This is a genomic window from Kordia sp. E, from assembly GCF_056033805.1.
This window is the reverse complement of sequence record NZ_JBRASR010000002.1, coordinates 1,216,078-1,239,631: the sequence shown is the minus strand read 5'-3', so window position 1 is coordinate 1,239,631 and position 23,554 is coordinate 1,216,078. Positions and strand designations below refer to the sequence as shown.

The 23,554-nt window shown below is 32.7% G+C and carries 24 protein-coding genes; 18 read left to right on the top strand and 6 right to left on the bottom strand.

The features are described 5' to 3' along the window. Positions 1–274 precede the first annotated feature (274 nt). On the bottom strand, positions 275–1,165 hold the full coding sequence (locus ACUUYC_RS08570; RefSeq protein WP_474265269.1) for a helix-turn-helix transcriptional regulator: 891 nt from the start codon (positions 1,163–1,165) through the stop codon (positions 275–277). Between the two features lie 204 nt (positions 1,166–1,369). Between ACUUYC_RS08570 and hemA the strand changes: the two genes are divergently transcribed. The 4 genes from hemA (at position 1,370) to hemE (ending at position 6,004) form a co-directional block, all read left to right on the top strand. After that, positions 1,370–2,629 carry a glutamyl-tRNA reductase gene (hemA, locus tag ACUUYC_RS08565; RefSeq protein WP_474265268.1) on the top strand — a complete coding sequence of 420 codons (1,260 nt, stop codon included), beginning with the start codon at positions 1,370–1,372 and terminating at the stop codon, positions 2,627–2,629. Then, the gene (gene hemC / locus ACUUYC_RS08560; protein ID WP_474265267.1) at positions 2,626–4,203 is read left to right on the top strand and encodes a hydroxymethylbilane synthase; all 1,578 of its coding nucleotides are present in this window, start codon (positions 2,626–2,628) and stop codon (positions 4,201–4,203) included. The genes hemA and hemC overlap by 4 nt, the downstream gene beginning before the upstream one ends. A gap of 202 nt (positions 4,204–4,405) precedes the next feature. Beyond that, positions 4,406–4,918 carry an alpha-ketoglutarate-dependent dioxygenase AlkB gene (locus tag ACUUYC_RS08555; protein WP_474265266.1) on the top strand — a complete coding sequence of 171 codons (513 nt, stop codon included), beginning with the start codon at positions 4,406–4,408 and terminating at the stop codon, positions 4,916–4,918. 60 nt (positions 4,919–4,978) lie between these two features. Further along, positions 4,979–6,004 (top strand): uroporphyrinogen decarboxylase, encoded by a 1,026-nt coding sequence (gene hemE, locus ACUUYC_RS08550; RefSeq protein WP_474265263.1) that lies wholly within the window; start codon positions 4,979–4,981, stop codon positions 6,002–6,004. A gap of 61 nt (positions 6,005–6,065) precedes the next feature. Here the strand turns inward: hemE and ACUUYC_RS08545 are convergent, their stop codons facing one another. Then, complete coding sequence (locus ACUUYC_RS08545; protein WP_474265261.1) at positions 6,066–6,365, bottom strand: hypothetical protein; 300 nt, start codon at positions 6,363–6,365, stop codon at positions 6,066–6,068. Positions 6,366–6,507: 142 nt separating this feature from the next. Between ACUUYC_RS08545 and ACUUYC_RS08540 the strand changes: the two genes are divergently transcribed. From ACUUYC_RS08540 to ACUUYC_RS08510, 7 genes are all read left to right on the top strand, one after another. Beyond that, positions 6,508–7,032: a GNAT family N-acetyltransferase gene (locus ACUUYC_RS08540; protein ID WP_474265260.1), complete on the top strand. Its 525-nt coding sequence runs from the start codon at positions 6,508–6,510 to the stop codon at positions 7,030–7,032. Continuing rightward, complete coding sequence (locus ACUUYC_RS08535; protein WP_474265259.1) at positions 7,029–7,796, top strand: EI24 domain-containing protein; 768 nt, start codon at positions 7,029–7,031, stop codon at positions 7,794–7,796. Before ACUUYC_RS08540 ends, ACUUYC_RS08535 begins: the two co-directional genes overlap by 4 nt. 73 nt (positions 7,797–7,869) lie before the next feature. Continuing rightward, the gene (hemF, locus tag ACUUYC_RS08530) at positions 7,870–8,772 is read left to right on the top strand and encodes an oxygen-dependent coproporphyrinogen oxidase (protein WP_474265258.1); all 903 of its coding nucleotides are present in this window, start codon (positions 7,870–7,872) and stop codon (positions 8,770–8,772) included. Further along, positions 8,763–9,557, top strand: coding sequence for a site-2 protease family protein (locus tag ACUUYC_RS08525; protein WP_474265257.1), 795 nt, complete (start codon positions 8,763–8,765; stop codon positions 9,555–9,557). The genes hemF and ACUUYC_RS08525 overlap by 10 nt, the downstream gene beginning before the upstream one ends. A gap of 54 nt (positions 9,558–9,611) precedes the next feature. After that, positions 9,612–10,610, top strand: a complete 999-nt coding sequence (locus tag ACUUYC_RS08520) for a DUF4421 family protein (RefSeq protein ID WP_474265256.1) — start codon at positions 9,612–9,614, stop codon at positions 10,608–10,610. A gap of 47 nt (positions 10,611–10,657) precedes the next feature. Beyond that, positions 10,658–11,089 carry a PaaI family thioesterase gene (locus ACUUYC_RS08515; protein ID WP_474265255.1) on the top strand — a complete coding sequence of 144 codons (432 nt, stop codon included), beginning with the start codon at positions 10,658–10,660 and terminating at the stop codon, positions 11,087–11,089. A 31-nt stretch (positions 11,090–11,120) separates the two neighbouring features. Next, the gene (locus tag ACUUYC_RS08510; protein ID WP_474265254.1) at positions 11,121–11,243 is read left to right on the top strand and encodes a hypothetical protein; all 123 of its coding nucleotides are present in this window, start codon (positions 11,121–11,123) and stop codon (positions 11,241–11,243) included. A 61-nt stretch (positions 11,244–11,304) separates the two neighbouring features. On the opposite strand, the gene ACUUYC_RS08505 is transcribed toward ACUUYC_RS08510, so the two are convergent. Next, positions 11,305–11,568, bottom strand: a complete 264-nt coding sequence (locus ACUUYC_RS08505; protein ID WP_474265253.1) for a hypothetical protein — start codon at positions 11,566–11,568, stop codon at positions 11,305–11,307. Positions 11,569–11,802: 234 nt separating this feature from the next. Here ACUUYC_RS08505 and ACUUYC_RS08500 point away from each other — a divergent pair, with 234 nt between their 5' ends. The 5 genes from ACUUYC_RS08500 (at position 11,803) to ACUUYC_RS08480 (ending at position 17,332) form a co-directional block, all read left to right on the top strand. Beyond that, positions 11,803–12,279: a hypothetical protein gene (locus tag ACUUYC_RS08500; protein WP_474265252.1), complete on the top strand. Its 477-nt coding sequence runs from the start codon at positions 11,803–11,805 to the stop codon at positions 12,277–12,279. An 8-nt stretch (positions 12,280–12,287) separates the two neighbouring features. Further along, positions 12,288–14,027 carry a tetratricopeptide repeat-containing sensor histidine kinase gene (locus ACUUYC_RS08495; RefSeq protein WP_474265251.1) on the top strand — a complete coding sequence of 580 codons (1,740 nt, stop codon included), beginning with the start codon at positions 12,288–12,290 and terminating at the stop codon, positions 14,025–14,027. Beyond that, entirely contained in the window at positions 14,017–14,751 is a 735-nt protein-coding gene (locus tag ACUUYC_RS08490; RefSeq protein WP_474265250.1) for a LytR/AlgR family response regulator transcription factor, read from the top strand. The genes ACUUYC_RS08495 and ACUUYC_RS08490 overlap by 11 nt, the downstream gene beginning before the upstream one ends. Before the next feature lie 62 nt (positions 14,752–14,813). Continuing rightward, the gene (locus ACUUYC_RS08485; RefSeq protein WP_474265249.1) at positions 14,814–16,106 is read left to right on the top strand and encodes an AAA family ATPase; all 1,293 of its coding nucleotides are present in this window, start codon (positions 14,814–14,816) and stop codon (positions 16,104–16,106) included. Then, complete coding sequence (locus ACUUYC_RS08480) at positions 16,106–17,332, top strand: tetratricopeptide repeat protein (RefSeq protein ID WP_474265248.1); 1,227 nt, start codon at positions 16,106–16,108, stop codon at positions 17,330–17,332. The genes ACUUYC_RS08485 and ACUUYC_RS08480 overlap by 1 nt, the downstream gene beginning before the upstream one ends. Before the next feature lie 10 nt (positions 17,333–17,342). On the opposite strand, the gene ACUUYC_RS08475 is transcribed toward ACUUYC_RS08480, so the two are convergent. The 3 genes from ACUUYC_RS08475 to ACUUYC_RS08465 all read right to left on the bottom strand — a co-directional run bounded on the left by ACUUYC_RS08475 (position 17,343) and on the right by ACUUYC_RS08465 (position 21,941). Next, the gene (locus ACUUYC_RS08475; protein WP_474265247.1) at positions 17,343–18,119 is read right to left on the bottom strand and encodes a hypothetical protein; all 777 of its coding nucleotides are present in this window, start codon (positions 18,117–18,119) and stop codon (positions 17,343–17,345) included. A 117-nt stretch (positions 18,120–18,236) separates the two neighbouring features. Then, the gene (locus ACUUYC_RS08470) at positions 18,237–19,178 is read right to left on the bottom strand and encodes a hypothetical protein (RefSeq protein ID WP_474265246.1); all 942 of its coding nucleotides are present in this window, start codon (positions 19,176–19,178) and stop codon (positions 18,237–18,239) included. Between the two features lie 99 nt (positions 19,179–19,277). Next, the gene (locus tag ACUUYC_RS08465) at positions 19,278–21,941 is read right to left on the bottom strand and encodes a DEAD/DEAH box helicase family protein (RefSeq protein ID WP_474265245.1); all 2,664 of its coding nucleotides are present in this window, start codon (positions 21,939–21,941) and stop codon (positions 19,278–19,280) included. Between the two features lie 221 nt (positions 21,942–22,162). Here ACUUYC_RS08465 and hemB point away from each other — a divergent pair, with 221 nt between their 5' ends. Both hemB and ACUUYC_RS08455 read left to right on the top strand, forming a co-directional pair. Beyond that, the gene (gene hemB, locus ACUUYC_RS08460) at positions 22,163–23,137 is read left to right on the top strand and encodes a porphobilinogen synthase (RefSeq protein ID WP_474265244.1); all 975 of its coding nucleotides are present in this window, start codon (positions 22,163–22,165) and stop codon (positions 23,135–23,137) included. Positions 23,138–23,143: 6 nt separating this feature from the next. Continuing rightward, on the top strand, positions 23,144–23,551 hold the full coding sequence (locus tag ACUUYC_RS08455) for a c-type cytochrome (protein WP_474265243.1): 408 nt from the start codon (positions 23,144–23,146) through the stop codon (positions 23,549–23,551). Positions 23,552–23,554: the final 3 nt, after the last annotated feature.

Sequence of the window (23,554 nt, the reverse complement as noted above, 5' to 3'; positions counted from 1 at the left end):
GGTTTTTCAGATATCACCTTGTAATTGAAACACAAATTTGGACTGAAATTAGTCATCAAAACAGACCATAACTACGGAAGTTGCCATTGCGGATAGTACGTAAATAGTACCGCATTTATGCGTAAGTATTCTGTAAAATAGGATTAGTATGTGAAGAGATAATTATACTTTATAGCGTCAATCTGAACTTGATTCAGCTTCACATAACGATAAGAAATCATTTGTAAAGGATTCCTGTCTTCGCAGGAATGATAAACCAAGTTGTTAGAAAAATTTAAGCGTTCACACTTGCCTGAATATACTTCTTAGGTGTTGTGCCGTATTTCTTTTTAAAAGCAGAAATAAAATGACTTGCAGTACTATAACCTACTTTCAATCCAACTTCGTTTACGTTATAACTTCCCGATTCTAAGAGCTTGCGTGCGTATTCCATTTTATAATCAAACAAAAAACTAAATACGGAGTCGCCATAAATTTGTTTAAAACCTTCTTTCAATTTCTTGATATTTAAACCAACCTGATTTGCCAATTCTTGCAATCCTGGTGGTTCGGCCATATTTGCAATCACAATATCTTTTGCTTTTCGAATTTTCAATACATTATCTTCATCTACCAAAAACGGACATTGTTCAATATCGGCATCTTCACTTCTGTTAAAATACAAACTCAACAATTCGTATGCTTTTCCTTTTAAGTATAACTTTTTAATCGATTCGTGCATGTTATAATTGATCATTTGATTCAATACAACAGCCATCATAGGCGTTATCTTTTTATTATCGTAATACTTTTTATCCTTCTTATCAGCATCCAAAAAGTGAATATAATTAGCTTCTGTTGAAAATAATGAATGAAACTTCTTAATCGGAATTAACACAGAAATCAACCATGTTTTTGGCTTTACATCTACATTAATAGGTAAGTCCGTTTGTGGATTATATAGCAACAATGCATGTTCGTCTAATACGTCAAAAGAATAACGTCCATTATTAAAATTGAACTTACACTCACCTTTTACACTAAAGTGAAATTGTATAAAACTACTGTCAATTTCTCGGATAAGTTGCTGAGTATCATCACTATCATTTTGAAGCTTCAAAATATAAAATCCATCTTCAATTTGAGTCTCTTGTAAAGTACCTTGAGCGATATTTTTTTCTTCCATAAGTAGAAATACGTGTTTTTACTTTATTTAGAATCATTCTATGTTAAGTGACCTAAAAAGGCTTATTTTGCAGTAAAATTACAACATTTCGCAAGTTTTTAAAAAGAAACGCATCTAAAAAACTTATAGCGATATAAAAAGTCCCTTGAGCGTTATTTTTATTTGACCGCTAATGATACTTTTGTTAACGAATTTAGAAATTTCATGAAGCAATACAACATATCAAAACATAATTCTTTCTACTGTGTAGGACTTAGCTACCAAAAAGCGGAAGCACACATTCGTGGGAAATTTAGTTTACCAGATACTGCTCAAGCTTCTATCTTAGAAACTATAAAGGTTGATAACATTGGAGATGGTGCACTTATCATATCTACATGTAACCGAACAGAAATCTACGGTTTTGCACAACATCCTTGTCAATTCATTAAATTACTTTGTGACTACTCAAACGGAACTGCTGAAGAATTTCAAGATGTTGCCTACATTCATAAAAATAAAGATGCCATTTCGCACTTGTTTAAAGTTGGTACAGGATTAGACAGTCAAATCTTAGGAGATTTTGAAATCATATCACAATTGAAAAAAGGATTCAAAGCTTCGCAAGGAGCTGGATTGATCAATGGTTTTATGGAACGTATGGTAAATGCAGTAATTACAGCTAGCAAACGTATCAAAACGGAAACGGCAATCTCTTCAGGAGCGACTTCAGTTGCTTTTGCTTCTGTTCAATACATTCTGAAGAACGTAGAAAATATCTCTGAGAAAAACATTCTACTATTCGGAACAGGAAAAATTGGAAGAAATACTTGTGAAAACTTGGTGAAGCACACAAAAAATAATCATATCACATTAATCAATAGAACAAAAGACAAGGCTGAAAGAATTGCTGGAAAGTTCAACTTAACTGTGAAAGATTATGAAAATCTTACTTCTGAAATTCAAAAAACAGATGTATTAATTGTAGCAACTGGCGCACAACTTCCAACGGTTTCTAAAGAAGACATTCATACGAACAAAGAATTGCTTGTGTTAGACTTATCAATTCCTGAAAACGTTTCACGAAATGTAAATGAGTTAGACAACGTTACACTTGTTCATTTAGATGCTTTATCGCAAATTACCGATGAAACATTAGAAAAAAGAAAAACACACATTCCAAAAGCGGAAGCAATCATTGACGAAGTAAAATCAGAATTCATTGCGTGGTTAGAAACACGAAAATTTGCACCAACTATCAAAGCGTTGAAGCAAAAGCTAACAGCAATGAAAAATGCGGAAATCAACTTTCAGCGTAAAAAAATAAATGATTTCGATGAATCTCAAGCAGAAATCATCACAAATAGAATCATTCAAAAAATAACTACACAATTCGCCAATCATCTCAAAGATGAAAACACAACTTCAGAAGAAAGTGTAGCATTAATACAAAAAGTATTTCAATTGGAAAATAACTCAATATGAGTAAACTCATCAGAATCGGGACTAGAGATAGTGAACTCGCATTGTGGCAAGCTAAAGTAGTACAAGATCAACTAGAACATCTTGGTCACAAAACCATTTTAGTGCCCGTAAAAGCTACTGGAGATTTAGTTTTAGACAAACCACTGTACGAACTCGGAATTACAGGAATCTTTACACGAACACTTGATATTGCAATGCTCAATAACGACATTGATATTGCTGTGCATTCGTTAAAAGATGTTCCAACAGTATTACCAAAAGGCATTATACAAGCCGCGGTTTTAAAACGTGGAAATGTACGTGATACGCTGGTTTTCAAAAAGAACGAAGAATTCTTATCAGAACGTGAGGCTGTTATTGCAACTGGAAGCTTACGCCGAAAAGCACAATGGTTAAATCGTTATCCAACACATTCAATTGAAGATTTACGTGGAAATGTAAACACGCGTTTACAAAAACTTGAAGATACCGAACATTGGAATGGTGCTATTTTCGCTGCCGCTGGATTGGGTAGAATTGGTCTAAGACCCGAAGATTCTGTAAACTTAGAATGGATGGTTCCTGCACCTGGACAAGGTGCAATTATGATTACTGCGCTAGAAGAAGATGAGGAAGTTAGAGCAATTTGCGCTGAAATTAATCATGAGGAAACTGAAATTTGTACAACAATTGAACGTAAATTTCTAAACTTACTAGAAGGCGGCTGTACTGCTCCAATTGGAGCTATTGCCTATATAAAAGAAGAAGTTGTCACCTTAGAAGGTGTTTTACTAAGTACGGACGGAACAAAGAAAATTTCGGTAAGTCGTTATGACAAACTTGGAGAACATCACGAATTGGCTGAATACTGTTCAAATTTCATCATAGAACGTGGCGGAAAACGTTTAATGGAAGAAATTAAAGTTTCTGGAAATCAAACCAATGTATATTCTACAAAATTACTGACGGAAGCACAACGCCAATTATTCAATGAAAAAGTAACGGTAGAAAGTAGTGATTTCATCAAAATAAGCTTGAATAGAATCAAGCCACAAGTTGTTAGAAATCCAATAAAAAATGTAGTCATTACAAGTAAAAATGCTGTAGAAGCATTAGTACAAAATTTTTCGGCTGACGAATTACAATTTAAAAATATTTACTGTGTTGGACGACGTACCAAAAAACTCATTGAGCAAAAAATTGGTCCAGTTGTAAAATCAGCGCGCAACTCTAAACTGCTTGCAGAGCATTTAGTAGAATATATTAGTGGAACAAATGTAACGTATTTTTGTAGCGATATTCGCTTAGATGCGTTGCCGACAATTCTAGAAGAAAATCATATAGAAGTCACAGAAGTACACGCCTATAAAACGATGTTAGATGCTGAAAAACTTCAAGAAAGTGTTGAAGGTATTCTGTTTTATAGTCCATCAACAGTACAAAGTTATGTATCAGCAAATAAAGCAAAAGGGATTGCGTTTTGCATTGGCGAAACCACGGCAAAGGAAGCAAAACAACATTTCGAAGATGTTCGCATTGCAAAAGTGCCAACGGTAGAAAGTGTGATTGAATTGGTGAATGAGCATTATGTTTAGATGTTAGATGTTAGATGTTAGATGTTAGATGTTAGATGTTAGATGTTAGATAAAAATTAAATCATCTCAATGTCACTTCGAGTGAAATTTCGCAGAAATTTAGTATCGAGAAGTACTTTAAAATAGAAAATTAAAAGTGAGGAATTAGTATTGAGGAATTAAATTTCTCAATTTTTAATACTAACATCTCAATACTAAAAAAATGAACGGAATAACATACATAGCGGATTTTATAAAAAATCCTGAAGTATTGTTTGAATTTTTAAAAAACAATGTTTCTTGGGATGAGCGTATGTCTGCTCGAAAAACAGCAAGTTATGGAGAAGCATATAACTATTCTCAAATTAGCTATCCGTATCAACCATTTATAAAAGAAGTACAAGAAATTATTGATTTAATTGAAAAAACGCTAAATTTTGCCCCAAATAATTGTTTGATTAATTATTATTTAGATGGAAAATCGAGCATGGGATTTCATTCTGATCAAACAGATATATTAACAGAAAATACAGGCGTTGGAATTGTTTCTATTGGAGAAACGCGCACATTACGATTTCGAAATATAAAAGATAAAAATATACTAAAAGACTTCGATTTACAATCAGGTTCTTTTATTTATATGACAAACGAAGTACAAGACGAATGGCAACACGCAATTCCAAAATCAGATACTGAAAATGGAAGAATGAGCTTGACATTTCGTAAAATGAAATGAATAGTAAATGTTAGCATTGAGTTTTCTCAATTCTCAATACTAGCACCTCAATACTTAATTATGATAAAGAACGATTTATTTTTAAGAGCTTTAAAAGGAGAAGTGGTAGAACGTCCACCAGTTTGGATGATGCGTCAAGCAGGAAGATATTTACCAGAATTCATGGAAATAAAAAAGAAGTATGACTTCTTTACACGTTGTCGAACTCCAGAATTGGCAAGTGAAATTACAGTACAACCAATTCGTCGTTACGGAATGGACGCTGCAATTTTATTTTGCGACATTTTAGTAATTCCGCAAGCTATGAATATTGAAGTGCAAATGAAGCCAGATTTTGGTCCATATTTGCCAAATCCGGTGCGCACTCAAAAAGACGTTGACAATGTAATTGTTCCTGATGTAACTGTTGAGTTAGACTACGTATACAAAGCCATCAAAGCAACAAAAGAATTACTAAATGATGAAATTCCATTAATTGGTTTTGCAGGTTCTCCGTGGACAATTCTTTGCTACTGTGTACAAGGTCAAGGAAGTAAAAACTTTGACAAAGCAAAGAAATTCTGCTTTACAAATCCTGTTGCAGCGCATCAATTATTGCAAAAAATTACAGACACAACCATTGCATATTTAAAAGAAAAAGTAAAAGCTGGTGTAAACGCGGTTCAAGTATTTGATTCTTGGGGCGGAATGTTATCACCAACGGATTATCAAGAATTTTCTTGGCAATATATCAATCAAATTATTGAAGCTTTAAAAGATGATGCACCAGTAATTGCCTTTGGAAAAGGTTGTTGGTTTGCATTAGGAGAAATGGCAAATTCAAATGCTTCTGCTTTAGGAATCGATTGGACATGTTCTGCACGAAATGCACGTTATTTAACAGGTGGAAACATCACACTTCAAGGAAACTTTGATCCAACACGTTTATATTCGCCACCAGCGGAAATCAAAAAAATGGTACATCAAATGATTGACGAATTCGGAAAAGACAAATACATTGTAAATCTAGGTCACGGAATTTTGCCAGACATTCCATTAGACAATGCAAAAGCATTTATCGATGCTGTAAAAGAGTATAAAGCGTAATTTTATATAATAAAGTTAAAAGAGTCGCTGTATTTTGAAACAGCGACTCTTTTTTTGACTATTATATTTCAAAAAAGGCTTTTAATTCTAGTATCAGCTCTTTTTCTTCTATTTTCTTTCCTCTTTTCAAAACATGAATTTTAGTTTCACCTGAACTATCAATCAATTCTAGATCAAAATCATACCTTACAATTTCATCTTCAAGATAATTATATGTAGAGACATACAAGAGTTTTTCTCTTTTTTTAATTCCAATTGCACACAAATCATCTTTCCAATGATCTATAATTTCTATATTATTTTGATCTATCAAATTTTTGATTCGGTCTAAAAAATTCAATATTGTTTTATCTTTTTCCATTATTAATAAAAATAAGGTTAGTCAGTAATTTTTATTCCCCCTGGTATTTAAAGAGTTACCTGTTCTCTATAAACAATTAGCATTTTACCTTAACTTAGTAAAAGAAAATAAAAACTCAAAAGGTTTTGAATTCAAAATTTTCATGCAAACACTATTTTCCATAGCACTTTTAGAACAAAAAGATACGAATTTACTTTTTGAGTTAATTCAAGCAAATGCAAAACGATTGCATCAATACTTTCCAATTACAGCCAGAGAAAACTGTTCGGTTATTGCTACAGAAAATTATATCAATAAAAAAATGCGAGAAGTTGCTGCAAAGAAAAACTACACGTTTAAAATTGTAAATACAGCTACTGAATTACCAATTGGTTTATTAATCATTAAAAAGATTGATTGGACAACAAAAGAGTGTGAACTTGCCTATTTTATTGGTGAAAGTTACGAAGGGAAAGGAATTACTTCGGATGGAATTTCACAACTTATCGCCTATTGTAAAAAAGAATTAAAGCTTCAAAAAGCGATTCTTAGAATTGGGAAAGACAATCCCGGAAGCCTTCGTATCGCAGAAAAGTATAACTTTGTATTGACAAAACGTGTCAAAAATGGACATACAGATTTTTACGGAAATAACATGGACGTTTTACATTTTGAACGATTATTATGATAAAAGATATATTTAACGGAATTCAAGCCTACTTTTCAGCATTTTCAATACTGAATAAACTCAATTTGTGGCGTTACTTTGTCGTTCCAATAGGAATCAGTTTTATACTCGGAATCGTTATACTCGTTACAGCATACGGGCTTTCGGACAACTTAGGAAGTTATATTGCTGGTATTTGGGGATTTGCTTGGGGAAAAGAAACGGTAACAAGTATTAGTTATTTTATTGGCGGACTTATTGTACTTGCATTGGGAATTGTAGTTTTTAAGCATGCACTTATGGCAATCGTTGCACCGTTTATGAGTCCGATTTCTGAAAAAATAGAACTTCATCTCATCGGAAAAGTTTCAAACAAAGGAACAGGATTCAAAGCACAAACCTCAGCATTGGCAAGAGGAATTCGAATTAATCTTCGTAATTTAATTGTAGAAATACTCTGGATTATTCCACTATTCATCTTTAGTTTTATTCCATTAATAGGTTTCATCTTCTTAATTTTAATCTTCTTAGTACAATCGTATTACGCAGGTTTTGGAAACATGGATTATACCTTAGAACGGTATTTTTCATTTAGAGATAGTGTAGCGTTTGTTAAAAGAAACAAAGGAGTTGCTATAGGAAACGGCATCGTTTTTATGAGCATTCTATTAATTCCTGTTGTTGGAATTTTGATTGTATTGCCATTATCGGTTGTGGCTTCAACCACAGAAACTATCAAAGCATTGCATCCTGAAAAGTTTGCTGAAAACCAATTATCACTATAACTTTTAAACGCTTTTCAAATTATGCAAACACAGTAAATCATCCTATCTTTGTATTTCTCAAACGAAAAAATTCATGAAAGACCTTTTTCTCAACTATATTCATCAATTACAAGACACCATTACATCAAAAATTGAACAACTTGATGGAAAAGCTACATTTCAAGAAGATCTCTGGAAACGTCCAGAAGGCGGCGGCGGACGAACGCGTGTCATTGAAAATGGAGCAATTTTTGAAAAAGGTGGCGTAAATATTTCGGCGGTTCATGGTGAATTGCCAGAAGCGTTGCGTAAAAACTTTAAGGTTGAAGAAGGTGATTTTTTTGCATGCGGATTGAGCTTAGTATTACATCCAAAAAACCCATTCATTCCAACAGTTCATGCTAATTGGCGTTATTTTGAAATGTATGATAAGGAAGGAAATATAGTAACACAATGGTTTGGCGGCGGACAAGATTTAACACCATACTATTTGTTTGAAGAAGATGCCACACACTTTCATACGACTTGCAAAACTGCGTGTGATAAACATCATCCAGAATTTTATCCAAAACACAAAGAAACCTGCGACAAGTATTTCTGGAATGCACATAGAAACGAAGCTCGAGGTGTTGGCGGATTGTTCTTTGATTACCTTAAAAAGACAGACGAATTTTCCATGCAAGATCGTTTTGATTTTGTAACCGAAGTTGGAAATAGCTTTTTAGAAAGTTATGTTCCAATTGTAGAACGTCGCAAACACATGGAATACACACAAGCCCATAAAGATTGGCAAGAAGTACGTCGTGGTCGCTATGTAGAATTCAATTTGGTTCACGATAGAGGAACATTATTTGGACTCAAAACCAACGGACGTATTGAAAGTATTTTAATGAGTTTGCCACCAACTGTGCAATGGAAATACAATCATCATCCGGAAGCAGGAAGCGAAGAAGCAAAGTTGATTGAGGTCCTGAAACATCCAAAAGAATGGATCTAATTACAACTGCTGTATATTTCGGAATTGCGATAACAATTGTCATGTTTTTGTTTAACATATTCCATTGTGTATTGGCAAGTATTTTTGGTGTACGTGTCGAAACTTTTGGAATACTCTTCACATTTGCAAATAAATATTTTATACGTTTCAAACGAAATCATACAGAATACAATTTAGGTTGGATTCCAACTGGTGGTTTTGTGAAAATCTCAGGAATGTTTGATGAAAATTTAGACAGTGAACCTATAAAAACTGAAGACTATATGTTGTCTTCAAAATCACCTATAATTCGTTTTATTTGCACAGCTGGCGCACCAATATTATTATTGATTCCATTTACAATTAGTGCTATTTTTATTGATTCAAATGGCTCGTTAAATGATGGTTTTAATGTCCTAAACAATGTCATCTACAATATATATCAATATCTAATTGGCGCTATTGATAATGTACAAACAGAAAACAACTGGAATACAATTGCAGCTACGTATAATGTATTTCCTATCGTTTTGTGCTTAATGACACTATTCACTGCTTTTACAAGTATTGCTACATTACTTAGCAATACTATTTCGGAAAAAATAAAAGCCTTTTACGTTATTTCTAGCATCGCTTTGTTAGTGTTCTACTTATATATCTGTTACAAAATAGTAGTGCTTTACTTTTCATTATATAGTTTTACAGATGGTTTACTAACACTATTTAAGTTTGTAGTAACTATATATATTATTTCGTTTGTTTTGATGTTGTTGATTAAATACTTGCCGAAGAATAAGTATATTTAACGAGTTATGAGATCTTTTTTTTCAACATGCATATGTTTATTTGTGTTATTCAGTATGAAGGCACAAACTTATAGCACTACAGAAACAAAAGATACTATTGTTATAAAAAACGAGTACTTCGATGCGCTAAAGAGAAAAATTAGCATCCGTACAAACTTTAGCAGTGATGTTAAATCATATAAAGTAAAAGATGCAGAATCTTCATTAATTCTAACTCAAAATAGCAGTTACAGAACATCGTTTACTTTTGATTATCGCTTTTTTGGGATTACACTCGGATTTAACCCACAGTTTTTACCTGGAAATGATGATGAGAACTTAAAAGGAGAAACCGAACTTAGCGGAATTGGGTTTCAATTTTACTTCAACAAATGGTTGCAACGTGTGAGTTACGAACGTATCAAAGGATTTTATGTTCAAAACACAGAGGATTTTATAGAAGATTGGCGCGAAGGTGTTGATCCATACATACAACTTTCAGGATTACGAACTACAACTTATGCTGGAAATACTGCCTATAAATTCAATGATAATTTTTCGTATCCTGCAATCAGTGGATACATTCATTGGCAACAAAAATCCGTAGGAAGCTTTATTCCTTCTTTAGATTATAATTATATCAACATAAAATTAAAAGATACAGGAGATTTTACCGAAATTAAGTCGAATGAATTCAATATAACGCTCAAACCTTCCTATTTCTATACATTTGTATATAAGAAAAACTGGTTTCTATCTCTAGAAGCTTCACCAGGAATTGGAATCAATTTTGCAAAAGAAACCGATGTAGATTTGGTTCAAGACACTAGTACAACTGAGAATAATAGTTTTCTGTATTACACGTATGATTCTGCTGCAATTCTAGGTTACAACTCAGATTCGTTTTATGGCGGTGCGCGTTATAACCTAAAAAACCTTTCCAATTTCGATAAATCAGAAGAAAACCTTTTACAAACGAATAACTTCTTTGAATTCTTTGTTGGTTATCGGTTTGATGCTCCAAAAGTTATCAAGAAAACATTCGATTGGATTGAAAGAACTACAGGATTGTAAACTGTATTTTTTGTTTATATCACTGTAAAATTCATTAAATTTATCTCATGGAACATTACCGAAAATTAGAGCGCATGTATTTGACATCAAATATGAATACACAACTCTATGAAACGACCGAAATAAAGATTGAAGATGAAGTCGCCGAAATTAAATTAACGATTGATCCCAAGTATTTTCATGCGCTTGGCGCGATTCATGGCTCGGTATATTTCAAACTGTTGGATGATGCGGCTTTTTTTGCTGTAAACTCTATTGTAAAAGATGCATTTGTCTTAACAACTTCGTTCAATATCAACATTACACGACCTGTAAGTTCTGGGAAAATCACAGCGACAGGAAAACTAAAATTCAAATCGAGAAGTCTATTCGTTGCCGAAAGTAGTTTGGTGGATGAAAAAGGGCGAGAAATTGCCTTTGGAACAGGAAATTTTGCCAAAAGTAGAATTCCGCTAACGGAAGATATTGGGTATAAATAAATTTTTGTAGCTTTAATAAAATTATAATATTATGATAAAGCAAAAACAAATAGATGCATTTACAAATGCTGTTGTAAAAAACCCTGAAATTATTAAGGGTGGTAAAAAACTATCTAGAGGAACGGTAACAACTTCTGGAGCTCCACCTGCCTAATTTTAAAAAATCGTCAATACTTTACAATACCATAAAATATTGACGATTTGATAAAGACATTTTACTTACCAAGTGCTTTTGTTATTGTTAACACGCATTTTTGATTTGCAGTAAACGTTTGTCCTACTCTAGGATCTGAAACCCATCTTCCACCTTCTTGTGTTTGTGCAGCAACACCAACCTCTTTAAAGTTTCCTATTTCCATAGAAGCACTTCCATTAGGATTTATCCATTGTGTTGAGAAAGGAATTGCTGCATCACCTTTTTTAAAAACTGAAAATAAAACTTTTACATCTGATTTGTTTTCTACGCTAATACTTGCCATAATTAATTGAATTGAATTTGAAGTGCTACTCTATTTTGGCTTTTCGCATTCCGCCGTTTGTTGATACAAAGATGGATTGCAAATAGTCGTTTTTTGGGAAAACTTATACAAGAGGTTATTTCTGTATTACAAGAGGTTTCTAATTGCTTACAAGTAGTATTTTCTGTTTAAAAAGTAAAAAACAATTCATTTTTTGGTTAAATTGTAATACTAACTTTATCAAACCATATGAAAATGAATACTGGAAAAAATGATTATGTAGCATACAAATACGACACAGAAAATCTTTCGTCATATATGCTTCGAAACATCGGAGTAAGACCACAAAATCCGCTTGTAGAATTTTATAAAAGTGATGAAAAAAATCTATATTTTATTCGAATCTTAGCTATCATTCCAAACGAAATAGAGGAAATTTTTATTAGTCCTCCAGAAGCTAGACAATCCGTAAAAACACATCTTGATACTATTGAAACACGAACGATAACGGTACAATGGAAAGAAAATATTCCTCCTACAGAAGCTTCAGCCTTGAATCTTTGGGCAATTGATTTTGAATATAGTCTTCTTGATGAGAAAAATGGAGATGACAAAGCCATCAATGTCATTTTTCAATATGACACTGCGCCTGATGAAAATGGTGATATCGGCACAAAATTATCTCGTGGAACAGTTACAACATCAGGAATTCCGCCTTCTGATGAATCATAAACTGTAAGATGAAAGTACATCTAAAAAATTTATCGATCTATTGGTTTTGTTTTCTTTTTGCAAACTTAATTATTGCTCAAGAAAAAGAATATACGGCTAGTTTTAAACACGAAATTCTAGAAAGTTGCGCAATATGCAGTAAAGATTCTACATATTTTGACAAATCTTACAAAGACGATTTTCATCAAGCACATTATCTTTTTTCAAACGAAAAAATAGACACTGCGTATATCTATATTACACAATTATTATCACGAAATCATATAAAAAACAACAAACAACTTTACATTTTACATACGATTAAAGGGCGGATTTTATTAAAGAAGAAGCTATTAGATGAAGCTTTTATAAGTTTTGAAAAAGCCATTGAAATTGGAACGCGCTATCAAAGTCCATCTTTAAACAATCAATATGCGTTACTAGGAGTAATTTATAAAGAAAAAAGAGCGTTTTCAAAAGCGATAGAAGTTTTAGAAAAATGGAAAACTACAAATGATGATAATGCTTTAGGAAGTCGTATAAACCTTCATAATCTTGGCTTATGTTATTTACACATGGAGAAATATGATAAAGCGCAAGAAAACTTACTTGAAAGTTATCGTTTGAATCAAAAATATAATGATACACTTGGCTTAGCGCGATCAAGTCTAGACATTGCAAATTTGTACTATCAGCAATACAAAGACGATTTAGCAATTCCGTTTTTTGAAAAAGGTTTGACATATGCCAAACGTGCCAATAATTTAGAAGTATTGCAAAATGCCTTATTAAATCTTGCGGTTGTAGAAGAAAACCGAAAAGATTTTTCCAAAGCATTGAACTATCGAAAAGAGTATGAAAAAATTAAAGACAGCATTTGGAATAGAGATCAAATATGGGAAACTGCACAAAATGATAAAAAGATCGCTAAGATTGCCAATGACGAAAAATTAAAAACCGAACAACAGGAAAAATTCTTCTATAGTATTATTGCAATTTTGGCGCTAGTTTTACTTTTATTCTTGAGTTATTTCTATATACGAATGCGCAAACAGAATACGATCATTAAAGAGCTGAATACAACAAAAAACAAACTCTTCTCTATTTTAACGCACGATCTTAAAACACCGATTCATACGCTAAAAGCAAAATTACACAACATATTACATCAAACGGAAAAAAATAAAATTCCTAAAAAACAACACTCTTCAATTTCAGAAGGTTACAATTTGGCTAAGAATACTGCATTGTTGATTGACAATACCTTGCACTGGACAATGCAACATCAAAACAAGTTACTTTTTCATCAAAATAAGTTACAATTAGCGTCTATTATAGCACAAGTAACCTATGATTATTTACCAATTATTGAGGAAAATAAATTAGTCCTTACCACAAGTATTGATGATGCATTTTTTGTGTATGCTGACGCGAATTCGCTCAAAATCGTATTACGAAATGTATTAGATAATGCTATAAAATTCTCCTTTACAGCAGGAAATATTACTATAAAAGCTACTGAAAATAATAACACTTGTAACTTGCAAATTATAGATGAAGGCGTTGGTTTTGATACTACAAATTTTGCGCAGAAAAAAAGTGTTTCGACAGCAGACACTAAAGGAAACATAAGTACAGGTTTAGGGTTGCAATTGAGTCAGGAGTTAATTGAAAAAAACGGCGGAAACTTTACAATTTCAAGCACAAAAAATAAAGGAACAACGGTTTCTATTACTTTACAAACAAAAACATTACAACATGGCAAATGAAGTAAAAGTGTTAATCTTTGAAGATCGTGAAGAAGATACAGTATTACTAAAAGAAACACTTTCACAGCAAAATATAGAAGTTGTTGGCGTTGCTTCAAACCTTAAAGAAGGACTCGAGCTTATCAATTCGGTTGATTTTGACATTGCTTTGCTCGATATTTTCATCAAAGGGAAACCAGAAGGTATTGAGTTTGCAAACGAAATTGGACACGACAAACCTTTTATTTTTATTACAAGTTCTATTGAATCTACTATTTTTGAAGAAGCGAAAATTACAAATCCGCATAATTACCTCATCAAACCATTCAATCCACTAGAATTGTTATTTGCGATTGAGTTAGCCATTGAAAAAACAGTAGCGCAAGAAGGTGCATTTTCTCAAAAAATTCCTATTCATCATAACGATGCTATTTTCATCAAAAAGAATAAAGCCTTAGTAAAAATTAACGTAAAAGATATTATCTCTATTTCTGTAGAAGGACAATATTGCAATCTAAATACTGATGAAGAATCTTTTTTAGTACACATCTCATTGACACAATTAATAAAAGAATTTTCTGAAGCACAATTTATTAGAGTGCATAGAAACTTAATTGTCAATACGGATAAAATAAAAATGGTATATCCCGATGACAATCTAATTATCCTTACAAATGCTGAAAAAGTAATGTTAAGTCGAAAATATAAAACTGCTTTTTTAAAAAACTATCGTATTTTTAAATAATTTTAAAATTCGAGCGTCAAAAAACTGATTTTAGACGCACATTTTGACAAAAAACAAACCGAATGTTAGAAAGTTTATTAGAAGCATTACAATTTTCTCCCAACAATATTCCTCTCAAACTTCAAATTGCAAAGCTATACGTGCAACAAGGAAGTTTTGCAGAAGCGGAACAACAATTAATTGAAATTATTGATTTAGATAACAATCATATAGAAGCAAAATACGAGTTGGCAAGTTGTTTTTACAAACAGCAAAAAATTACAGCTGCCGAAGTATTATTGGAAGAAATTATCAAAGTAGATTCCAGTCAAAAACATTTAGAATTGCTCTGTTATTGCCAAATCAATCAAGAGAATTATAGCGATGCACAAGAAACGTACAAAGAACTCATACAGCTTGATCCATCGTACCAAAATGAAGATTTTGATACTACTTTAAAAGTAAATACAACACGTGAACCCGATTTTGTAGATGAAGATGGTTTGTCATTTCTAAAAAAACCAAAAACAAACTTTGCCAGTATTGGTGGAATGGACGATATTAAAAAAGAAATTGATCTTAAAATAATTAAGCCATTAGAACATCAAGATTTATACAAAGCATACGGTAAAAAAATTGGTGGTGGAATTCTATTATACGGTCCACCAGGATGTGGAAAAACGCACATTGCTCGTGCTACAGCAGGAGAAATCAATGCAAACTTTATCAGTATTGGAATCAATGATATTTTAGACATGTGGATTGGAAATTCTGAGAAGAACCTTCATGAAATCTTTGAAGTTGCCAGAGCTAACAAACCTTGTGTAGTTTTTATTGATGAAATTGATGCGCTTGGCGCGAATAGAAATGACGTGAATAAAACTTCCGGAAGATCCGTAATCAATCAATTTTTAGCAGAATTGGACGGGATTGACGCTGACAACGATGGAATTCTAGTACTTGGCGCTACAAATGCTCCTTGGCATTTAGATCCGGCATTTCGTCGTCCAGGACGTTTTGATCGCATCATATTTGTATCGCCGCCCGATGTGGAAGCAAAAGCGTCTATTTTTAATATTCATCTCAAAGAAAAGCCAACAGAAACCATTGATTATATGGCATTGGCAAAAGCTGCTAAAGAATTTTCTGGAGCAGATATTCAAGCAGCAATTGATGTGGCAATAGAGAAAAAACTGGAAGCTTCATTTAAAGATGGAATTCCAAAACCATTGACAACAAAAGATATTCTAAAAGCTATTAAAAATGTGAAATCTAGTACCAAAGAATGGTTTGTTTCTTCCAAAAACTACGCGTTATATGCTAATGATAGTGGATTGTACGATGACATTTTAGCTTATTTAAAAATTAAAAAATAATGGAGTCTAAAAATCATCAACGTGGCGTTCAATTGTTTGAGTTAGGACGATTTAATGAAGCCATTCCATACTTACAGCAAGCAATTACTGAAAGTGTCTACAATTACGGAAGCAAGTATTATTTAGCGCTGTGTTTTTTCAATATGGAAGCCTATGATAAATCAGAAACGATATTAGACGAGTTATTGCACGAAACGCCAAATGAAGGTAATTTATTCTTTTTAAAAGGTCAGATTGCTTCTCGAAAAGACAAATCTGCGGAAGCGCTACAATTCGTCAATCAAAGTATAGAACTCGATCCGTATGAAGCTGATTATTTTGGCTTTAAAGGTGCATTATTGATGAGTACTAAAAAGTTTGAAGAAGCATTGCACTTTGTGAATGAAGGTTTAAAACTCAATCCGAAAAATACCGCTTGTTTAAATTTACGCGCACGTTTATTAACCAAGTTAAATAGAAAAGAAGAAGCCGAACAAACCGTTGAAAATTTATTATTTGACAACGCTGAAAACGATTATGCACATGCAAACGTCGGTTGGGTTGCATTGGAAAATGGTGATACACAAAAAGCGTTGCATCATTTCAAACAAGCTTTACAACTGAATCCTAACATGCAATATGCACGCGAAGGAATGTCAACAGCTTTAAAATCAAAGAATTTTATTTACAAATGGTATTTAAAATATGCCTTTTGGATGGGCAATCAATCGTCAAAAAATCAATGGATTTTCATCATTGGTTTGTATGTGGCGTATCGCATAGGAATTACGTTACTACGCGCTTCTGATTTAACATTTTTGATTATTCCGTTAGTTGTTTTGTACTTACTATTTGTACTTGGCGGTTGGATTATGGAATCTTTATCAAACACTATTTTATTGCTCGATTCGTATGGAAAATACTTATTAGAAGACAATGAGAAAAATAGTGGTTATGCTTTTGGTGGGCTTGCTTTCGCAGGAATTGCGTCTGTTGCCGTTTATTTTATTCTTGGAAATGAATTGTTTATGTTATGGGGATTTGCGTTTTTCTGTGCATTATTACCATTACCAGCATCGTTTTTAAGAGTTAAAAAACGCGCACGAATGTTTGGACTTTTCTATGGAATCGCCATGATTTGTGTTGGGCTTTTCGGAATATTTTTCACAACAGATATTATGCTAATTGGCGGAATTGTGCTAGGAATGATGGTGATTTACACATGGTTGTTTAATTTTATTTCTTAAAAAAAGAAGTTTATTTTATAGAAACAATAGTCCAGTCTTCCTGTGATTCTTTTTTCAAAATAACATTCTTTTCAACGTACTTTTTTTTACCTTTTATAATAAGTGTCAAGTTTGCATCTCCAGTAGTTCCATATTGAGTTTTTTGTGAGCCCATACTTCCAGTAGGAAGAAAAGAAAAAGAATGAATTTCTCCTACTTCAGAAACTAAATTTGAGTTATTTTTTAATAGTTCTGTAGCAGCTTTATAGGCATTACTATTTGGTAAAAGAATAGCTATAACTCCTTTCATAAAAATTGTAAAGCATAAAAAAACCATTCCTATATAACACAAAACTCTATTTAACCTCTTTTCTTTACGTGCATATATATCATCTAAAAGAAGTTTAACTAACATAATTAATAGCAATCCAAACCCAATTGATTTACTTTCCCAGAAAAAATAAATATTAAATAGTCTTACAAAGTATCCAAACAAAATTAGAATTATAGCCGATAAAATCAAGACCTTCACTTGTATTGGCAAGTTTTTAATTAGTTCAGAATAGTGGTTTTTGAAGGAAACTTTATCTTTAGTATTAAGGAACTCTAGTGATTTTTTTTCAATTATTAATTTCCGCCCTTTTATCAACCAAAGTATTGGTCCAATAAAAGCAATCATTGAAATTAAAATCCATTGAGCCTTTGATCCATTAAAATCATTACTTATAATCTTAATAATAGCTATAAAAGTAATAATAAACGAGCCTAAAGCAATAACCACGATTGATAAAGAAAGAAAGACTTCCATAATTTAATTTACATTTTCAACCAAAGCTAATCGTTTCTATAATTAAAAGAAAATAATCCCAGCTTTCTTAGTAGTTTTCTTCAACACCATTATAACATAAAAAAGTGTCTCCAAAGCCTACTTTTTAGGCTTATCTATAAAAATAAACAAACCATCCTTAGCTTCTTTACCGTAAATAGCCACTGCTGCTTCCGATCCAAAATAAAGGAAGTCTTTTGTCTCTAAATTGCAATTTTTCACCTTTCCTTGTCGAGCTTTAGTCAACTCTTCAGAACTAATCTTTTTTCCATCAAGAATTACTAATGGTTGACCTTTAGAAACATGACTAATGTCTCCAAGAACTAAAATTAGCGGATAAGCATCTATACTATATTCCGAACTGATTTGTTTTTTGGATAAAACATAATCTTTATTATCATACATGAGTTGACTTGCTTTTTCAGATTCAACTTTAGCTTCCTCATACGAAACTCTGATTACATTATCATTGTCAATCAATTCAACTGGAATTTCTAAAGAAAATGATCCGTCTGCTAAACTATATGTTGAAAGCATTTTTTGAACCGTTACAAAAGTAATTTTAGCATTTTCAACAGACTTTCCTCCTTTTTCTGTATTCACTTTTCCTTTAAAAGTGATAAAACCATCTGATGAAGTTGTTTTAGGCTTTGACTGATTTCGCTTGATGTTTGATTTTGAAGATAAATTTGTTGTTTGTACAAACTCCGTTGGAGCTTTTTCATTTTGCGCATGTGCTGTATGACTAACAGCTAAAGTTGATGCAAGTAGTAAACTTGCGGCAATATTGGAATATGGTAACTTGTATTTTTTCTGAATCTCAAAATCAACTAATGGTGTTTCTAATTGTTTTTTTGTTAATCTAGCGCAAATTTTTCCTTTCGAATTTTTGACTTTTTCTGAGATTTCTAATTGACTCAACTGTGTAAAATCAACTACATTTTTTGAGCAAACATCACAAAAACTGCCTTTTTCATTAGGCTTCATGTTTTCCCACTTTTCACTACACGCTTTATTAAGTTTTAGAAATTTACCTTTCATAATTCAGTTTTTATTTAGTTGAAGCTAGTTATTTCTTAACGAAAATCATTAAGAAAAATTTTATTATTTATACAATTATTTGCATCAAAAACAATACCATCATTTCCAAATAACCTCTTTCTTAGTGGTTTTCTTCAACACATTGGTTACGTGAAACAAACGCGCTTTAATGAGTAATTTTCTACCTATAACGGTTCGTGTAAAGTGTAATTTTGCATCACCAACATACGTATTCCAATATTTCAAAAATACCGAAGCATCTTTCTTATTAGCGCTACAAATTGAAGGAACAGCAAAGTAATTTTGCCAATCAGATTTTGAACCAAAAATGCTTGTTTTTTCAAGTATATAACGTGGGTTTTCTATCGGATTCAACACTTCTTGCATGGCTTTTACAAACAACGCGCTTTCTACACGTGTAGCGCCGTAAATATTACAAACTGTATCGCCTCCATGCAAATGTTCTGATCGAATATCAATTTCATCAAGATTCGTTGTGAAATAACCGAGTTCGTTCAACGTTTGCAAAACCGTTTCGCCAATATCAATCATATGATTATGTACAAAACGCGATTGTACATAGACACGAACTTTTCTAAAAATCTTGAATCCAATAAAAATGCCGATCATAGAAAGTAAACAGTAAATTCCGTACAAAAAACCTATTTGCGTACTTGCAAAAGCTTCTTGTAAATACACTTGCATGATCACAACAGCAACACCAATGGAAAGTTCGGCAGAAACATACTTTGCCAAATCGCGATGATATATTTGTTTTTTTCGCGTTCCTGAAGCACGATCTTCGTTGAAATACTGTATTTCTGTCGTTAAAGAATTCCCTTTTCGAATAGCAGTTTCCCAAGCATTTTTTATCTTTCTTCGATTGTTTGCTAGCGCGAATGTACTTTCGTTTAAACTTTCAACAACTTCCGTATCAAATACTGGTGGCAATGAGAGTCTGCCAATTCCTGTACTAATATAAACAGGTTTGGTGTTTGAAATTCCAACAAAAGCATGAAAACGGCGTTCTAATTTTGCTAAATCGCTTCCACCGTCAGTCACGGTTGGATCAATACAAGCTAAATGCCAAATGGTACTTACTTTTTCAGGATTTCCTTGTTGTGATCGAATTGCGCGTCCACGCATTTGATTAGACGAAACATACGAACCGACAAATGATGCCAAAATAAGTGTATTAATAGCTGGAGAATCCCAACCTTCACCCAATAATGATTTCGTTCCGACTAAAATAGTAATATGTCCAAGTTCAAATAATTCGGTAATATCTGCTACCAAATCAGATTTCACTTGTGTGCTGATTTTAATATTAATAAACCTATCATCGTAATTTAACAATGAATATTTATATTCCTTTTCAGGATTGATTTCTGCCAACACTTTTAGGCAATTTTTTGGAATAATCACCATTGTTCCAGAAAGCACAGCTAAAGTTGAAATATCTGTTAACGACGTACGTACATGTTGAAAAATGGGCAATACGCCCAATAAATTTACATCAGCAATATCTTCATAAGTCAAAAACTCTTTTCGAATATAATCGGTTAGTATAACTACGCGTAATTGTGTATCTAAATTTTTGTGTTCGTTGTATAAGATATCAACTATACTTCTGAGTTTACTTGGACTATTTGCTAAGGTTTTGTACAAATCTTCATCACCAAAAATGCGCACTCGTTTTTTATTGAGCATTCCTTCTCTACGCAATCGATTTTCTAGTTTTTCCAGAAACTCTTCCTGTATAAATAATTGCTCACGATCTGTAAATATTAGATTTTGCAATAAAATCTCTATCCAATTATAATCTAAAATTGGTAAACTGACCTTTTTGTTTTCTTCAAAACCTAACACTTCTAGTAGAAACGGATTGATTTCTATTCCAACTGATTTTAAGAAGATTAATATACTTGAAAAGTAACTCGGTTCTTTATAGATTTCTTCTAAAATTTCATCCGTAACCTTCAAAAAACGATGTGATTTCAGCAACGAAACAAAGGTTTCATCTAGCTGCAAGCTTTTTACAAAATCCGCTACTTTTTCTCTGTAATCAACAATCGCTTGAATTTGCCCATCATCAGGTGTAGAAAAATGTATAAAATCTTGATGTGGGCACAAATCGCCTTCTTTCACCAAATCGGGCACCGCAATTTCTTCATCAATAGGTCCACACAATTCAAAATATCGTGATAATTCTTGATCAGTACTGTCAATTGGTGGCGTTGCAGTTAAGGCAATTGTGGTTAAATTTCGATCATCTTTCAAGGCGAACAAACACTTCCACCATTCATTTTTTAAATGATGTGCTTCATCTAATACAATTGCTTCAATTCCGTAGGATTCAAAAAAAGCAAGAAACGCTTCTTTCGTGTCAAACGACTTATAAAATGTATGCAATGCTTGATACGTTACAAACGTTAACATTTCGGGTTGTTTTATATCAAAAGAATAGTTCGTAAATGAACCATCTTTTGTAAAAAACGTGTCTAACCTATCTTTCCATTGATTCCGAATTGTCAATGTTGGTGCAAAGACAATTGTTTTCTTTTGCACTCTACGCAGCATTTCCAAGCCTAGAATGGTTTTTCCAGAACCTGGTGGCGCCACAACATGCAAATGATTGTCATTTAAATGTAAATTGAAATGCTCCAGAAACTTCTCTTGATAATTTCGCCAAGAAAACTGAAATCGCAACGATTCAAATGGCGTGTTTGGTATGACTTTCGGTTTATTATTTATTGAACTCATCTTGAGTTTTTCTATTTCCTAAAAAATGGCTAAAATTCGCCCATATTTCAGCTATTTCTTCATACGTAGCGATGCTATGTCTTTTAAAAATAACTTCATCTGAACAAATTTTGACTCATTTTCGGTTAAAAACAAAAAGTCAAGATGAGTTCATTATCTTTGTGACATCTAAAATAGAAAAGATATTTTAGATGTCTTGATTTATCTTTAAATAAGAATTTATGTTTCCACTTCGAAGAAATAGACGTTTACGTACCAATGCCGCTATTCGTGGTTTAGTTAGAGAAAATATAATTACTGCCAACGATTTTTTAGTACCACTTTTTGTGGTTGAAGGCAAAGGAATTAAGGAAGAAATTGCTTCCATGCCCAATTATTACCGACACAGTTTGGATACGTTGGTTGCTGAAGTAAAATTGTTATGGAGTTTAGGATTGCGATCGGTTTTACTATTTGTAAAAGTGCCTGACAATTTAAAAGACAACAAAGGAACGGAAGCACTAAATGCTGATGGTTTGATGCAACGTGCAATTAAAACTGTAAAAAACACTTGTCCAGATATGATTATCATGACAGATGTTGCACTCGATCCATATTCTTCATTTGGTCATGATGGAATTGTAGAAGAAGGAATCATCGTCAATGATGATACGGTGGAAGTGTTAGCGGAAATGAGCGTTTCACATGCTGAAGCTGGAGCTAATATTGTAGCGCCAAGTGATATGATGGATGGACGTATTTTAAGCATCCGTGAAGCATTGGAAGATGAAGGTTTTGTAGATGTTGGAATTATGAGTTATAGTGCAAAATACGCTTCTGCATTTTACGGACCTTTTCGTGATGCATTAGATTCTGCTCCTGGTTTTGGCGATAAAAAAACCTATCAAATGGATCCTGCAAATCGTCATGAAGCCATGCGTGAAACCGAAATGGACATTGATGAAGGCGCAGACATTGTGATGGTAAAGCCTGGAATGGCATATTTAGACATTGTACGAGAAGTAAAAAACGAATTTGATGTTCCGGTTGCGGTATACCAAGTAAGTGGTGAATATGCAATGATTAAAGCTGCGGCTGAAAAAGGTTGGCTCAACCACGATCAGGTGGTGTTAGAATCTATTATGGCATTTAAACGTGCTGGCGCAGATGTAATTGCGAGTTATTTTGCGAAAGATGTAATTAAGTTGTTATCGTAAATAAAGGTGAAAGTTGCGGTTTCCATATTTGTATTTATTATTTCTGCTGGAGCAGCTATGTTATTTTATATAAACGCACAAGAACAGCAATACTATGCTGCATTGGAAATTGAGAAACAACCAATACTTTTTTGCGGAACACATTTGGTCTCTCCACAATTACATGAAAAAGCAAAAGCTGGAAAACAATTATTCAATGCTAATTGTGCAGCTTGTCATAAATTAAATAAACAATCTACAGGACCATATTTACGAGACATTAACGAGCGTTTTGCAACAGAAGATATTATTAAGTTTGTTAGAAATGATTCTTCAAGTAAAATTAAATCATCTGGAGAAAACAGCTATAAATGTATTCCGTTTCCAAACTTATCTGATGAAGATATTCAATCAATTTTAGCATATACCAATTAATTT